The organism is Streptomyces sp. TAA040, assembly GCF_000424845.1.
In genome coordinates this window covers 166,231-180,712 of the sequence record NZ_AUKR01000008.1, presented here as the reverse complement: position 1 = coordinate 180,712, position 14,482 = coordinate 166,231, and the positions used below count along the sequence as shown (strand labels likewise).

At 73.8% G+C, this 14,482-nt stretch carries 14 protein-coding genes; 4 read left to right on the top strand and 10 right to left on the bottom strand.

From position 1 onward, the window contains the following. Positions 1–27 precede the first annotated feature (27 nt). From H300_RS0108895 to H300_RS0108860, 9 genes are all read right to left on the bottom strand, one after another. Positions 28–1,365, bottom strand: coding sequence for a GTP-binding protein (locus H300_RS0108895; protein ID WP_028427153.1), 1,338 nt, complete (start codon positions 1,363–1,365; stop codon positions 28–30). Then, positions 1,365–2,252 carry a sulfate adenylyltransferase subunit CysD gene (gene cysD, locus H300_RS0108890; RefSeq protein WP_106966785.1) on the bottom strand — a complete coding sequence of 296 codons (888 nt, stop codon included), beginning with the start codon at positions 2,250–2,252 and terminating at the stop codon, positions 1,365–1,367. The genes H300_RS0108895 and cysD overlap by 1 nt, the downstream gene beginning before the upstream one ends. Positions 2,253–2,332: 80 nt before the next feature. Continuing rightward, entirely contained in the window at positions 2,333–2,878 is a 546-nt protein-coding gene (cysC, locus tag H300_RS0108885) for an adenylyl-sulfate kinase (RefSeq protein WP_028427151.1), read from the bottom strand. 30 nt (positions 2,879–2,908) lie between these two features. Continuing rightward, positions 2,909–3,601: a phosphoadenylyl-sulfate reductase gene (locus tag H300_RS0108880; RefSeq protein ID WP_028427150.1), complete on the bottom strand. Its 693-nt coding sequence runs from the start codon at positions 3,599–3,601 to the stop codon at positions 2,909–2,911. Beyond that, the gene (locus H300_RS25845) at positions 3,598–3,855 is read right to left on the bottom strand and encodes a hypothetical protein (protein WP_037979582.1); all 258 of its coding nucleotides are present in this window, start codon (positions 3,853–3,855) and stop codon (positions 3,598–3,600) included. The genes H300_RS0108880 and H300_RS25845 overlap by 4 nt, the downstream gene beginning before the upstream one ends. After that, the gene (locus H300_RS0108870; protein WP_028427149.1) at positions 3,852–5,546 is read right to left on the bottom strand and encodes a nitrite/sulfite reductase; all 1,695 of its coding nucleotides are present in this window, start codon (positions 5,544–5,546) and stop codon (positions 3,852–3,854) included. Before H300_RS0108870 ends, H300_RS25845 begins: the two co-directional genes overlap by 4 nt. A gap of 149 nt (positions 5,547–5,695) precedes the next feature. After that, positions 5,696–5,779, bottom strand: coding sequence for a putative leader peptide (locus tag H300_RS32290; protein ID WP_342671247.1), 84 nt, complete (start codon positions 5,777–5,779; stop codon positions 5,696–5,698). A gap of 123 nt (positions 5,780–5,902) precedes the next feature. After that, positions 5,903–6,484, bottom strand: a complete 582-nt coding sequence (locus tag H300_RS0108865; RefSeq protein ID WP_037979580.1) for a GNAT family N-acetyltransferase — start codon at positions 6,482–6,484, stop codon at positions 5,903–5,905. Positions 6,485–6,582: 98 nt separating this feature from the next. Then, a complete protein-coding gene (locus H300_RS0108860) occupies positions 6,583–7,605 on the bottom strand; it encodes a LacI family DNA-binding transcriptional regulator (RefSeq protein ID WP_037979578.1) in 1,023 nt (340 codons plus the stop codon). Between the two features lie 254 nt (positions 7,606–7,859). Between H300_RS0108860 and H300_RS0108855 the strand changes: the two genes are divergently transcribed. Then, positions 7,860–8,819 carry a carbohydrate kinase family protein gene (locus H300_RS0108855; RefSeq protein ID WP_028427146.1) on the top strand — a complete coding sequence of 320 codons (960 nt, stop codon included), beginning with the start codon at positions 7,860–7,862 and terminating at the stop codon, positions 8,817–8,819. Positions 8,820–8,920: 101 nt separating this feature from the next. Here the strand turns inward: H300_RS0108855 and H300_RS0108850 are convergent, their stop codons facing one another. Next, on the bottom strand, positions 8,921–10,585 hold the full coding sequence (locus H300_RS0108850) for an acyl-CoA dehydrogenase family protein (protein ID WP_028427145.1): 1,665 nt from the start codon (positions 10,583–10,585) through the stop codon (positions 8,921–8,923). 211 nt (positions 10,586–10,796) lie between these two features. Here H300_RS0108850 and H300_RS0108845 point away from each other — a divergent pair, with 211 nt between their 5' ends. The 3 genes from H300_RS0108845 to H300_RS0108835 are packed head-to-tail and all read left to right on the top strand — an operon-like array spanning position 10,797 to position 14,411. Next, positions 10,797–12,020 carry a YihY/virulence factor BrkB family protein gene (locus tag H300_RS0108845; protein WP_051269801.1) on the top strand — a complete coding sequence of 408 codons (1,224 nt, stop codon included), beginning with the start codon at positions 10,797–10,799 and terminating at the stop codon, positions 12,018–12,020. Between the two features lie 28 nt (positions 12,021–12,048). Then, a complete protein-coding gene (locus H300_RS25840) occupies positions 12,049–13,317 on the top strand; it encodes a YhjD/YihY/BrkB family envelope integrity protein (RefSeq protein ID WP_051269799.1) in 1,269 nt (422 codons plus the stop codon). Beyond that, entirely contained in the window at positions 13,314–14,411 is a 1,098-nt protein-coding gene (locus tag H300_RS0108835) for an alpha/beta hydrolase (RefSeq protein ID WP_028427143.1), read from the top strand. The genes H300_RS25840 and H300_RS0108835 overlap by 4 nt, the downstream gene beginning before the upstream one ends. Positions 14,412–14,482: the final 71 nt, after the last annotated feature.

Sequence of the window (14,482 nt, the reverse complement as noted above, 5' to 3'; positions counted from 1 at the left end):
AGGAGGAGAAAACCTCACCCGTCATGGTCAGAAGTCCCAGCCCTCGTCGGACTCCGGGGCCCGCTCCGCCCGCGCGACCTCGGCGAACGCGTCCCCGGCCATGCCGGCCGAGAGGGTGGTGCCGTCCGAGGGGTCCACCAGCAGGAACGATCCCGTGCGCCGGGAGTCCGCGTAGGCGTCGACCGCCAGCGGCTCCGCGGTGCGGATGACGACCCTGCCGATGTCGTTCGCCACCAGCTCGCCCGGCTCCGGGTGCTGCGAGAGGTCGTCGAGCGTGAGACGGGACGGGATCTGCTTGACGATCGCCTTCACGGTGCGGGTGGTGTGCTTCAGGAACACCCGCTCGCCGACCTTCAGCGGCCGGTCGTGCAGGTGGCAGACGGTCGCGGTGAGGTCCTGACTGGTGCCGAGCCCGGTGTCGGCGGGGACGATCATGTCGCCGCGGGAGATGTCGAGGTCGTCGGTGAGCCGCACGGTCACCGACTGGGGGGCCCACGCCGAGGTGACGGAGTCGCCGAGCGCGTCGATGCCCTCGATGACGCTGGACCTGCCGGAGGGCAGTACGGTGACCCGCTGGCCGACGCGGAGCACCCCGCAAGCGACCTGGCCGGCGTAGCCGCGGTAGTCGGGGTGCTCGGCGGTCTGCGGCCGGATCACGTACTGCACCGGGAAGCGGGCCACGTCCCCGGTCGGGTCGTGGTCGATGGAGACCGTCTCCAGGTGCTCCAGGACCGTCGGGCCGCCGTACCAGTCCATGTTCGCCGAGGCGGTCACGACGTTGTCGCCGGCCAGCGCGGAGATCGGGATGGTGGTGATCTCCGGCACGCCGAGGGAGGCGGCGTACCGGGTGAACTCCTCGGCGATCGCGGCGAAGACCGGCTCCGCGTACTCGACCAGGTCCATCTTGTTCACTGCCAGGACCACGTGCGGCACCCGCAGCAGCGCGGCGACCGCGGCGTGCCGCCGGGTCTGCTCCACGACGCCGTTCCGGGCGTCCACGAGCACCACGGCCAGCTCGGCTGTGGAGGCGCCTGTGACCATGTTGCGGGTGTACTGCACGTGCCCGGGAGTGTCGGCGAGGATGAAGCGCCGATTCGGGGTGGCGAAGTAGCGGTAGGCGACGTCGATCGTGATGCCCTGCTCCCGCTCGGCGCGCAGCCCGTCCGTCAGCAGCGCCAGGTCGGGGGTCTCCTGCCCCCGGTTGCGGGAGGCGTGCTCGACAGCCTCCAGCTGGTCGGTCAGCACCGATTTCGAGTCGTGGAGCAGCCTGCCCACCAGGGTCGACTTGCCGTCGTCGACCGACCCGGCGGTGGCGAAGCGCAGCAGCGAGGTGGCCGCGGCCTGCTCGGTGGCGATCCCGGTCATCAGAAGTATCCCTCGCGCTTGCGGTCTTCCATCGCTGCCTCGGACATCTTGTCGTCCGCCCTGGTCGCACCGCGTTCGGTGAGCCGGGAGGCGGCGATCTCGGTGATGACCTTCTCGATGGTGTCGGCGTCGGAGTCCACCGCGCCGGTGCAGGACATGTCGCCGACGGTGCGGTAGCGCACCTGGCGGCTCTCCACCCGCTCGTCGTCCCTGGGCCCGCCCCACTCGCCGGGGGAGAGCCACATGCCGTTGCGGGAGAAGACCTCCCGGGTGTGGGCGTAGTAGATCGCGGGGAGCTCGATCTTCTCCCGGGCGATGTACTGCCACACGTCCAGTTCGGTCCAGTTGGACAGCGGGAAGACCCGGACGTGCTCGCCGGGGGAGTGCCGGCCGTTGTAGAGCTGCCACAGCTCGGGGCGCTGGCGGCGCGGGTTCCATCCGCCGAACTCGTCGCGCAGCGAGAACACCCGCTCCTTGGCCCGGGCCTTCTCCTCGTCGCGGCGGCCGCCGCCGAAGACCGCGTCGAAGCGGCCCTTCTCGATGGCGTCCAGCAGCGGCACCGTCTGCAGCGGGTTGCGGGTGCCGTCCGGCCGCTCCCGCAGCTTCCCGGCGTCGATGAAGTCCTGCACGGACGCGACGTGCAGCCGCAGCCCGTGCTGGGCGGCGACCCGGTCGCGGTAGTCCAGGACCTCGGGGAAGTTGTGACCGGTGTCGACGTGCAGCAGCGCGAACGGCACCGGCGCGGGCGCGAACGCCTTGAGCGCCAGGTGCAGCATCACGATGGAGTCCTTGCCACCGGAGAAAAGGACCACCGGGCGCTCGAACTCTCCGGCGACCTCCCGGAAGATGTGCACCGCCTCGGATTCGAGGGCGTCCAGGTGCGACAGCGTGAAGTAGCTGTCGTCACCCGGCCCGGTGCCGGCGGGTGCGGTACCGCCCGTCCGGGCGGTGGCGGGTTGCGCGTCGCTCACGCGAGTCCCCTCTCGGTCAGCAGCGCGAGCAGCGCGGCTGCGGATTCCTCGACGGTCTGCTCATGCGCCGCGATCCGCAAGTCGGGATCGCCTGGCGCCTCGTACGGGTCGTCCACCCCGGTGAGCCCCGAAAGCTGCCCTGAGGCCTGTTTCGCGTACAGGCCCTTGACGTCCCTGACCGAGCACACCTCGACCGGAGTGGCGACGTGTACTTCAAGATACGCGGTGCCTTCGTTCGCGTGGCGTTTGCGTACCGCTTGCCTGCTGTCCGCGTACGGAGCGATCACCGGTACCAGCGCCGTCACCCCCTGGGAGGCCAGCAGTTCGGCGACGAAGCCGATCCGCTGCACGTTGGTGTCCCGGTCCGTGCGGGAAAAGCCAAGGCCCGCCGAGAGGAACTCTCGGATCTCGTCGCCGTCCAGCACCTCCACCCGGTTGCCGTTCGCGCGCAGTCGATCCGCCAGCGCGTACGCGATGGTGGTCTTGCCCGCGCTCGGCAGACCGGTGAGCCACACCGTGGCGCCCTGGTCCCTGCCGCTCATCTCCCGCTCCCTGCCTGTCCGTAGACGTGTCTAGCCGTGCAGTCCGCATTCCGTCTTGCTCCGCCCGGACCATCGCCCGGCACGGGCATCCTCTCCCGGGACCACCCGCCGCGTACAAGGCGCGCAGCCCACGGACGGGTATCCGTCCGCAAGCAGGGGGTTGGTCAGCACGCCGTGTTCAGCGACGTAGGCGTCGACGTCGTTCTGTGTCCAACGCGCGATGGGTGAAATCTTTACCTTCTCTTTGCTTTCGTCCCAGCCGACCACCGGGGTCCCGGCCCGCCCGGCGGACTCGTCCCGGCGCAGGCCGGTGGCCCAGGCGTCATATCCTGCCAGGCCCTCCTCCAGCGGCCTGACCTTGCGCAGTGCGCAGCAGAGGTCCGGGTCCCGCTCGTGCAGCCTCGGGCCGTACCGGGCGTCCTGCTCGGCCACCGTCTGCCGGGGAGTGAGGGTGAGGACGCGGACGTCCATCACCGCGTCCACGGCGTCCCTGGTGCCGATCGTCTCGGGGAAGTGGTAGCCGGTGTCGAGGAAGACGACGTCCACGCCGGGCCTGACCCGGGAGGCGAGGTGGGCGACCACGGCGTCCTCCATCGAGGAGGTGACGCAGAACCGGTCGCCGAAGGTCTCCACGGCCCAGCGCACCACCTTCAGGGCCGGCGCGTCCTCCAGTGTCCGCCCGGCGTTCTCAGCGAGCGCGCGCAGATCCACCGCGGTGGTCACGGGGTGCCCCCTTCGTCCGGTCCGGTCGCTTCTGCGGCCTGCCGGGTCCCGGCAGGCCGCGGGGCGGCGGGGCCGTCCAGGGTGCCGCCCGCGGCGGCGCCGGGCCGGAACCCCCTGGAGAGCAGCCCGAGGAACTTCAGCCGGAACGCCCGGTTGCAGGAGAAGCACTCCCAGGCTCCGTGGCCCTCCTCGGAAGGGCGCAGGTCCTCGTCGCCGCAGTACGGGCAGTGGAACGGTGCCGCGCGCTCGCTCACTTCAGTGCCTCTTCCCCGGCCCTGGCCGCCCACTGGGCGAACCGCTCCTCGCCCTTGCGCTCGGCCGTGAAGTTCCGCAGCACCCGCTCGACGTAGTCGGGGAGCTCGGTGGCGCTGACCTTCAGCCCGCGCACCTTGCGGCCGAAGCCCGGTTCCAGGCCGAGCGAACCGCCGAGGTGCACCTGGTAGCCCTCGACCTGGTCGCCGTGCTCGTCGGTGACCAACTGCCCCTTGAGACCGATGTCCGCGATCTGGATACGCGCGCAGGAGTTGGGGCAGCCGTTGATGTTGATGGTGATCGGCTCCTCGAACTCCGGCATCCGGCGTTCGAGTTCCTCGATCAGTGACTGGCCGCGGCCCTTGGTCTCCACGATCGCCAGCTTGCAGAACTCGATCCCGGTGCAGGCCATGGTCCCGCGCCGGAAGGGGGACGGGGCCGTGGTGAGCCCGAGCGCGGCCAGCCCCTCGCTGAGCGGTGCCACCTGCTCCTCGGGCACGTCCAGCACCAGCATCTTCTGCTCGACGGTCGTCCGGACCCGGTCCGAGCCGTGCGCCTCGGCCAGGTCCGCGATCCGGGTCAGCGTCGCCCCGTCGACCCGTCCCACGCGCGGGGCGAAGCCGACGTAGAACCGGCCGTCCTTCTGGCGGTGGACGCCGACGTGGTCGCGCCACTGCTGCACCGGCTTCCCCGGGGCCGGGCCGTCCAGCAGCCTGCGGCCGAGGTAGTCCTCCTCCAGCACCCGGCGGAACTCCTCCGGGCCCCAGTCGGCGACGAGGAACTTCATCCGGGCGCGGGTGCGCAGCCGCCGGTACCCGTGGTCGCGGAAGATCGACACCACCCCCTCGTAGGCGTCGGCGACCTCCTCCAGCGGTACCCAGGCGCCCAGCCGGACGCCGATCTTCGGGTTGGTGGACAGCCCGCCGCCCACCCACAGGTCGAACCCGGGGCCGTGCTCGGGGTGCTCCACCCCGACGAAGGAGACGTCGTTGATCTCGTGCGCGACATCGAGCAGCGGGGAGCCGGAGACGGCGCCCTTGAACTTCCGCGGCAGGTTGGAGAAGGAGGGGTTGCCGACCACGCGGCGCTGGATCTCCTCGACGGCAGGTGTGCCGTCGATGATCTCGTCCGCGGCGATCCCGGCGACCGGCGAGCCGAGGATCACCCGCGGGGTGTCGCCGCAGGCCTCGGTGGTGGACAGTCCGACGCCCTCCAGTCGCCGCCAGATCTCCGGCATGTCCTCGATGCGAATCCAGTGGTACTGCACGTTCTGCCGGTCGGTGATGTCCGCGGTGCCGCGGGCGAACTCCTCGGAGACCTCGCCTATCACCCGCAACTGCTCGGTGGTCAGCCGGCCGCCGTCGATGCGGACGCGCAGCATGAAGTACTCGTCGTCCAGCTCCTCGGGCTCCAGGACGGCCGTCTTCCCGCCGTCGATGCCCGGCTTGCGCTGGGTGTACAGGCCCCACCAGCGCATTCGGCCGCGCAGGTCCGCGCCGTCGATCGAGGCGAAGCCGCGCTGCGCGTAGATCGTCTCGATGCGTGTCCGCACATTGAGACCGTCGTCGTCCTTCTTGGTCTGCTCATTGGCGTTCAGCGGGGTGAAGTGCCCCTTCGCCCACTGGCCCTCGCCGCGGTGACGGCCGGTCCTGCGGCGGTTCGGGGCAGCGGCTGGCTTGGGGGTGTCGGCCATGGCGGTATGTCCTTCGGGCTGACGGTGAGAGCGGTGACGGCTGCGCACGCGGGCACGCGCAGGGCGCGGCGGCGGCGACGGCCGGGAAAGTCAGGAAGACGCCTGCCCGCGGCGGTGCGGGCGGCTGGGAAGCGGCGGTGCTGTGACTGTCAGCCCGCGGGACAGATCGCGCTGGACAGGCGGCCGAGGTCGACGTGGCGCCGACTCACCAAGGCAATTCCAGCTCGAGACATGAGGGAAGCGTGGCACGCGGATTTGGACCCAGTCCACCATTGTCCAATATGTGGACAATAACGTATCGGTGGATGGGACGGTGTGTGCTCGGTCACAGTGCCGGGCGAGGTCCTCCCCGCCGGTCACGCGTGCGCTCCCGGCCAGGGGCCCGGCTGCTCGGCGGGCTCTTCGCGGGTCTCTCTGGTGTCGAAGACCCGGAAACCGCGGCGCTCGTAGTTGCGGCGAGCGTGCGGGCCGTCCTTGGAGCAGGTGTGCAGCCAGACGCGTCGTGTCGCCTCCCGTCCGGGCCACCGCTCGGCCAGGTCCCAGGCGCGCTCGGTGCCCGCCGTGAGCAGCAGCCCGCCGAGCCGTCTGCCGCGGAACGCCGGGAGCAGGCCGAGGTACGCGATCTCCACGACGCCGTCCGGCTGAGCCGACAGCTCCGCGAACCCCGCCGGCGTGCCGCGGTCCCAGGCCGTCCAGGTCTCCGTGCCCGGCCGCTCCAGGTGCTCGCGCCAGCGCGTGTACGACCAGCCGAGCCGGTCCGTCCACGCGACGTCCGCCCCGACCGCGGTGTAGAGGAAGCGGCTGTACTCCGGACTCGGCACCTCCGCCCGTACGACCCGGACGGTGCCGTCCGGCTCCGGTCCCGCGGCGGGGCGAAGGTCGGTCCGCGCGGTCTGCTCCAGTGACCAGGTGGTGACGGTCTCGGTGTCGGTGCTCATGCCGTCGATCCCAGCACACCCGTCCGGACGGCCCGCAGCCGGTCCGGCCGGACCGGCTGCGGGCCGTCCGGACGGGTGTGCTGGGATCGTACGGGCGGTCAGCGCGCCGCCGGGCCGGGCAGCTCCCCCGAGCCGCGGGCGATCAGCCGGACCGGGACGGTCCGTGCGGCCGCCGGGGACGGTTCCCCGTCCAGACGGCGCAGGGCCAGCTCCGCGGCGGTGCCGCCGAGCGCGGCCGGGTCCTGCGCGATCACCGTGAGGCCCGGTTCCAGTACCCCGGACAGCGGCAGGTCGTCGAAGCCGACGAGTGCCACGTCGCGGCGGCCGCCCTCGGCGAGCGCGGTGACCACGCCGAGCGAGGCGAGGTTGTTCGCGGCGAAGACGGCGGTGGGCGGATCCGGGGCCGCCAGCAGGCGGCGGACGGCCGCCGCCGCGGCCGCCGGGTCGTGCGCCTCCGCGGTCAGTGCCGCGTCGAAGGCGGCCCCCGCCTCCGCGAGCGCGGCACGGTAGCCGTGCAGCCGCTCGCTGCGGGTGTGCAGGCGCGCGGGCCGGTCGCCGACGAACGCGATCCGCCGGTGGCCGTGCGCCAGCAGGTGGGCCACGCCCGATCGGGCACCCGCCCGGTTCTCACTGAGCACGCTGTCGGCGGTCAGCCCCGAGGCGGGCCGGTCCAGGAAGACCAGGGGCAGGCCGCCCTCCTGCTCCGCGCGGAGTTCCTCGTGCCGGCTCCCGGGCGCCGGCACGACCATCAGCACCGAGACCCGGCGGGCCAGGAAGGAGGCGATCACCGCGCGCTCCTGCTCGGGCGTCTCCGCCGAGGCCCCCACGAGCAGCGTCAGCCCGCGCTCCCGCACCACCCGCTCGACGCCGCCGGCCACCGTGCCGAAGAAGGGGTTGCCCAGCTCCGGAACGACCAGACCGACCGTGGAGTCGGGTGAGCCGACGCGCATGTTCCGGGCCATCAGGTTGGGCCGGAACCCCAGCTCTGCCACGGCGGCCAGCACCCGCTCGCGCGTACCGGGAGCGACCGGGCCGTCGGAGTTGAGGACCCGGGAGACCGTCTTCGCGCTGACGCCCACCCGCCGGGCGACGTCAGTCAGCGTGGGAGGCCGGACCGACACCCGTGCCCCCTTCCCGTACGCCCGCAGGCGGTGCTTTCCGCTCCCGGAGCCGCCCGGAAGCGGGTACGAAGGTACCGCGACCGGGAGGCGGGCCCGACCGCACCCGAGGTGGACGGGGCTGAGCGCGGCAGTCTATGTCAACGTTGACATACCCGGGCGGCGGATGCTGGAATCCCCGCAGCAGGACGCGCCGTCGCAGCACGGTCCGGGGGAGCCGCCCTCGCCGGCCGGCCCGGACCAAGGGAGAGGTCGCGATGACCCCGAGCACCACCACCGCCCCCGTCCTCGTGCTCGGCGAGTGCGTCGCGGACGCCTTCGTCACCCCCGCACCCGCCGACGCCCCGGGCCCGGCCGTGGGGCTGGAGGTGCTGCCGGGCGGCGGCCCCGCCAACACGGCGGTGGCGCTCGGACGGCTGGGCACCCCCACCCGCTTCCTGGGCCGGCTCTCCGGCGACGTCTTCGGCCGGCTCTTCCGCACGCACCTGCGGGACTCGGGCGTCGACCTGGACGCCGTGGTCGCCGCCGCGCAGTCGAGCACCCTCGCGATCGCCGACCTGGACGACGAGGGGCGGGCCGACTACTCCTTCCACGCCGAGGGCGCGGCGGACTGGCAGTGGACCGACGCCGAGCTGGCCGCCGCCGCGGCCGGTGACGCCGCCTGCCTGCACACCGGCTCCCTGGCCCTCGTCCGGCCGCCCGGCCACGACGCCGTGGAGCGCCTGCTGCTCGCCGTCCGCCCGCGTGCCACCGTCTCCATCGACCCCAACGTGCGGCCGCTGCTGGTGGACCCCGCCGAGTACCGGCGCCGGCTGCCCGGCTGGTGCGCGGCGGCCGACATCCTGCGGCTCTCCGACGACGACCTGGCCCACCTGCTTCCCGGCGCCGGACTGGAGGAGGCGGCCGACGCCTTCCACGGGCACGGGACCCGGCTGGTGGTCATCACCCTCGGGGCCGACGGCGTCCTGGCCTCCCTCGACGGCGTACGCACCCGGGTGGACACCCCGCGCACCGAGGTCGTCGACACCGTCGGCGCCGGCGACGCCTTCATGGCCGGGCTCCTGCACGCGCTGCACGGTGCCGGCGCGCTGGGCGGACGGCTGTCGGAGCTGGACGTCCCCGGCTTGGAGGCGGCGCTCCGCTTCGGCACCCGGGTCGCCGCCGCCACCTGCGCCGTCCGCGGCGCCAACCCCCCGTGGGCCGGACAACTCGCCTGACCGCACGACCGTCCGGCCCTGGCACCCGGCACCCGGCCCCCGGCACCGGCCCGGAGCCTCCCGCACCGGGACGGCGGGGCTCGACCGCTCAGCGGCCGGGGTCAACCGATCTGCGGCCTGGCCCGCTCCACGATCCGGGGAAGGTCCGCTCCGCGCGGCAGCGTGCCGAACGCGGCACCCCAGTCGCGGCCCAGCCGGGAGGCGCAGAAGGCGTCGGCGGTCTCCGGCGGGGCGTGGCGGACCAGCAGTGCCCCTTGGAGCACCAGGGCCATCCGCTCGGCCAGCCGCCGAGCCCGCCCCTCCATGCCGTCCAGATCGGCCAGCTCGGTCAGCAGGTCCTTGATCGCCCCGTCCAGGCGGTGGTCGGCCCCCCGCGCGGCACCCACCTCCCTCAGGTAGGCGTCGAGCGCGGCGGGCTCCCGCCGCAGGGCGCGCAGCACGTCCAGCGCCTGCACGTTGCCCGAGCCCTCCCACAGGGAGTTCAGCGGCGATTCGCGCAGCAGCCGCGGCATGCCGGACTCCTCGACGTACCCGTTGCCGCCCAGGCACTCCAGTGCCTCGGCGACGAGCGGGGTGCAGCGCTTGGTCACCCAGTACTTGGCGGCCGGGAGCGCGAGCCGCAGCAGGTCCCGCTCGGTCGCGTCGCCCGCCGCGGCCCGGTCGTGGGCCGCCGCCAGCCGCAGCGACAGCGCGGTCGCCGCCTCCGACTCCAGCGCCAGGTCGGCCAGTACGTTCCGCATCAGCGGCTGCTCGGAGAGCAGCCGGCCGAAGGCACCGCGGTGCGCCGCGTGGTGGGTGGCCTGGGCGACCGCCTGCCGCATCAGCGCCGCGGACCCGGTGACGCAGTCCAGCCGGGTCGCGGCCACCATGCCGATGATCGTGGCGATGCCCCGGCCCTCCTCCCCGATCCGCCGCGCCCAGGTCGAACCGTCGAACTCGACCTCCGCCGAGGCGTTCGAGCGGTTGCCCAGCTTGTCCTTGAGCCGCTGGATGCGGAAGCCGTTGCGGTTGCCGTCCGGGAGGACCCGGGGCACCAGGAAGCAGGTCGGGTCGCCCGGCCCGTCCACGGGCCCCGTCCGGGCCAGGACGAGGAACACGTCGGACATCGGCGCGGAGCAGAACCACTTGTGCCCGGTGAGCGCGTAGCCGCCCTCCTCGGCCAGGGGTTCGGCACGGGTGGTGTTGGCCCGCACGTCCGAGCCGCCCTGCTTCTCGGTCATCCCCATGCCGGCCAGGGCCCCGCCCTTCCCGGCGGCCGGGAGCAGGCCCGGCCGGTACCGGCGGGAGGTGAGCAGCGGCTCCCACTCCCGGGCCGCCGACGGCTCGACCCGCAGCGCGGGCACCGCGGCGTGCGTCATCGACAGCGGGCAGCCGTGCCCCGCCTCCACCTGCGACCAGACGTGGAACGCCGCGGTCCGGCGGAGCTGCCCGTCCGGCCTGGACCACGGGTCCGTCAGCCCGGCCGCGACCCCGTGCTCCAGCAGGCGGTGCCAGGCGGGGTGGAACTCCACCTCGTCGACCCGGTGCCCGAACCGGCCGTGGGTCCGCAGCGCGGGCGGGTTCTCGTTCGCCTGCGCCCCCCACGTCTGCGCCTCCGGCGAGCCGGCGGCACGGCCCAGCGCGACGAGCTCGGCGTGCACCTCCTCGGCCCGCTCGGGGGCGACGTGGCGGCGGACGCCCTCCACGAGTGCCGGGTCCCGGGCGTAGACGTCGTAGTCCGACAGCGGCGGCGGCTGGTTGGTCACGGTGTGCGTGGTGGCCGGCATGCCGCCAGGCTAAGGGCTGCCCCGCACCAGGGGCAGATGCCTGGCCCGCCGCCTGGTGCGGGCGGGCGTCCGCCGTCCCTCCGGGGGAGGTTCGCCGCTGCGGGCGGACCCGCCGCCCGGGGCGACGGGCCCGTCCGCCCCGGTGAGCGGGCGAACATTCTGCCGGGTCACCGGTGAGCACCGCGGCGCCGAACCCCTATACGTTGAGTGGGTGCAAGCTGCGGCATCATTCCCGAACCGGCGTACCGGCCGCCGGCGTCCCAGGACGCGCCTCCTGTACCGGAACATCCCCAAACGCAGGCTCACCTGGCTGCTCCTGAAGGACACCGTCAACTCCTGCATGGAGTACCGCATCCTCGGCCTCGCGGCGGAGGCGGCGTTCTTCACGCTGCTCTCGCTGCCGCCGCTGCTGCTCGGGCTGATCGGACTGCTCGGCTACCTGGACGCCTGGATCGGCACCGACACCATCGACAGCGTGCGCACCAACATCCTGGAGGCGTCCGCCGCCGTGCTGTCCGAGCGCGGGGTGAACGAGATCGCCGCTCCGCTCATCGACGACGTGATCGAGGGCGGCAGGCCCGACATCGTCTCCTTCGGCTTCGCCCTGGCCCTGTGGTCCGGCTCCCGCGCGGTGAACGTCTTCATCGACACCATCACCGTGATGTACGGCCTCGACGGGCACCGCGGCATCATCAGGACCCGGCTGCTGGCCTTCGTGCTGTACATCGTCGCGCTGCTGATCGGGGCCGTGGCGCTGCCGCTGCTGGTGGTCGGGCCGGACACCGTCATCGGCTGGGTGCCGCAGGCGGAGCTGCTGGTGCGGTTCTTCTACTGGCCGACGGTGCTGCTGCTCTCGGTCGCCTTCCTCACCACGCTCTTCCACGTCTCGGTGCCCGTCCGCTCGCCCTGGCAGGAGGACATCCCCGGCGCGCTCGTCTCGCTGGTGATGTGGGTGGCCGGCTGCTTCCTGCTGCGGATCTACCTCACCTCCACGGTGGAGGGCCCGACCATCTACGGCTCGCTGGCCGCTCCGGTCGCGGTGCTGCTGTGGATCTTCATCTCGGCGTTCGCCGTCCTGGTCGGCGCGGCGGTGAACGCGGCGATCGACCGGGTCTGGCCGTCCGTGGCCACCGCGGCGGCCCGCCGGGCCAAGGAGCGCCGGCGCGAGGCCGAGGCCGCGGAGCTCATCGCCGCCGTCGAGGCCCGTCGCTCCGGCCCCGGGGATGCCGTGGGCCCGGGCGCGGGCTCGTCCGGCACGCCGGACGGTGCCGAGGAGCCCGCGGACGCCGAGGCGGACCCGGAGCGGCGCACCGGGCCGGACGAGCCCGACGAGGGGGACGCCGCCGGGCAGCCCGCCGAGTTCCCCGAGCGCTGGGCCCGGTTCCACCCGCCGGAGGACCTCCGCAGCCGGATCAAGGGTCAGCACCGGGAGTAGGACCGCCACCACTGGTTAGGTACTGCTCGTGCCCATCCGACCTCCCGCGTCCCCGGAGACCGCCCGGCCGTCCCGCAGAGCGCGCGCCGTCCACCGCGACGTGCCCGTGCCCACGCTGGCCCGGCTGATCGCCAAGGACACCTTCCGCTCCTGCGCCGAGTACCGGGTGATCGGCATGTCGGCGGAGGCGGCCTTCTTCACGATGCTCTCGCTGCCCGCCCTGCTGCTGGGCCTCACCGGGCTGCTGAGCGCGGTGGACGACTCGGCCGGCACCGGCGTCCTGCCCGCGGTGCGCGAGCACCTGCTGGAGGCCTCCGCCGTGATGCTGTCGGAGCGCGGCGTCCGGGAGCTGGTCACCCCGCTGGTGGACGACCTGGTGAGCGGGGCCCGCCCGGCGCTGCTGTCCTTCGGCTTCGCCTTCGCCCTGTGGTCCGGTTCCCGGGCGATGAACGTCTTCGTCGGCACCATCACCGTGATGTACGGCCTCGACGGGGTGCGGAACCCGGTGATCACCCGGCTGCTGGCCTTCGCCATGTATCTCGCCGGACTGGTGACGGGGGCGGTGGCGGTGCCGATGACGCTGGTCGGGCCGAGTGTGGTGATCGGCTGGTGGCCGCATCTGGAAACCGCGATCCTGCTCTGCTACTGGCCCCTGGTGCTGCTGCTCGCCGTGGCCTTCCTGGCCACCCTCTACCACGTGTCCGTCCCGGTGCGCTCGCCCTGGCGCGAGGACCTGCCCGGTGCGCTGGTGGCGCTGCTGCTGTGGGTGCTGTGCGCCGTCGGGCTCAAGGCCTACCTCCGGAGCGCCGTCGAGGGCCAGAGCATCTACGGCTCGCTGGCCGCTCCGGTCGCGGTGCTGCTGTGGCTGGGCATGTCGGCGTTCGCCGTCCTGGTGGGAGCGGCGCTCAACGCCGCGGTGGACCGGGTCTGGCCGACCGAGGCGATCGCCGCGGCCCGCCGCGAGAACGAACTGACCCGGGAGGCCGCCGTCGCCGAGATGCTGGCCGCGGCGGAGGCCCGCCGCTCCCGGGCCGACACGGACGGCGGGCACGCCGAGGAGGACGCCAGGTCCCCGCTGGACGGCATCGAGCGGATGCTCCCCGGGGTCTCGCCAATACTGCACCGCCTCCGCAGCCGGGGCAAGACCCGCCCCGCCGAGCCGCCCACTCCTCAGCCCACCGCAGAGTCCCCTCGCGCGACGGAGCCGGGCCGGGACGCGCGCCCGGCCCGGAAGCCGGACGGCTCGGCGCGTCCCACCCGCCCACCGCACCGTGCCGACCCGGAGGAGCCCGGATGACCGTCCCACCGCACGTCCCCGGCACCCGGCATCCCGAGCGGCCGCCCGCCTCCCAGCGACCGTCCGCGCCCGGGACCGAGCCGCCCGCGCAGGCCACCGGGGCCGTTTCCGCCAGTGAGCGGGCCGGGGCACCGCCGCCCCCGCCCTTCGACCCGGAGGTGGCGGCGGTGCTTGACACCTTCGACGCGGCCATGCGCAGCCCCGTGCTGCCGGAGACCATCCCCGTGCTGCGCGCCGCCCCGCGTATCCCGCCGCCGACGCTCGACGAACTGAGCCGTGGCGGCGCCTTCCGGGTCGAGGAGCGTGTGGTCCCCGGCCCGGCGGGCGAACCCGGGATCACCCTGTTGATCTGCCGCCCCGCCACGGCCTCCGCCCCGACCGCCGCCGTCTACCACATCCACGGTGGCGGCATGATCATCGGCGATCGGCGCACCGGGATCACCTCGATGCTGGACTGGGCGGAGGAACTGGAGCTGGCCGTGGTGTCGGTCGAGTACCGGCTCGCCCCCGAGCACCCGTACCCCGCTCCGGTGGAGGACTGCTACGCAGGGCTGTGCTGGACGGCGGCCCACGCGGAGGAACTGGGCATCGATCCGGCGCGTGTCGTGCTGGCCGGGGCCAGCGCCGGCGGGGGACTGGCCGCCGGCGTGGCGCTGCTGGCCCGGGACCGCGGAGGTCCGGCGCTCGCCGGGCAGCTGCTGATGGGCCCGATGCTCGACGACCGTGACGACACCCCGTCGAGTCGGCAGATGGCCGGGCTCGGCACCTGGGACCGGACGTCCAACCGGACGGGCTGGGAGGCGCTGCTCGGCGCGCGCAGGGGCGGTCCGGACGTGCCCGCGTACGCGGCTCCGGCCCGGGCCGAGGACCTGGCCGGGCTGCCGCCCGCGTTCATCGACGTCGGGTCCGCCGAGACGTTCCGGGACGAGGACGTCGCCTACGCCGCGAGGCTGTGGCTGGCCGGGGGGTCGGCCGAACTGCACGTCTGGCCCGGCGCGTGCCACGGCTTCGACCTGCTCATGCCGCGGGCGGCCCTCTCCCGGGAGGCCGGGGCCGCCCGCCTGCACTGGCTCCGCCGCCTGCTCCGCCCGTGACCACGGCACGTGCCGGGTCGTCGGCGAGGTGCCGCGGAGGGGCGCGCACGAGGGGCGCGGCACGGGGGCGG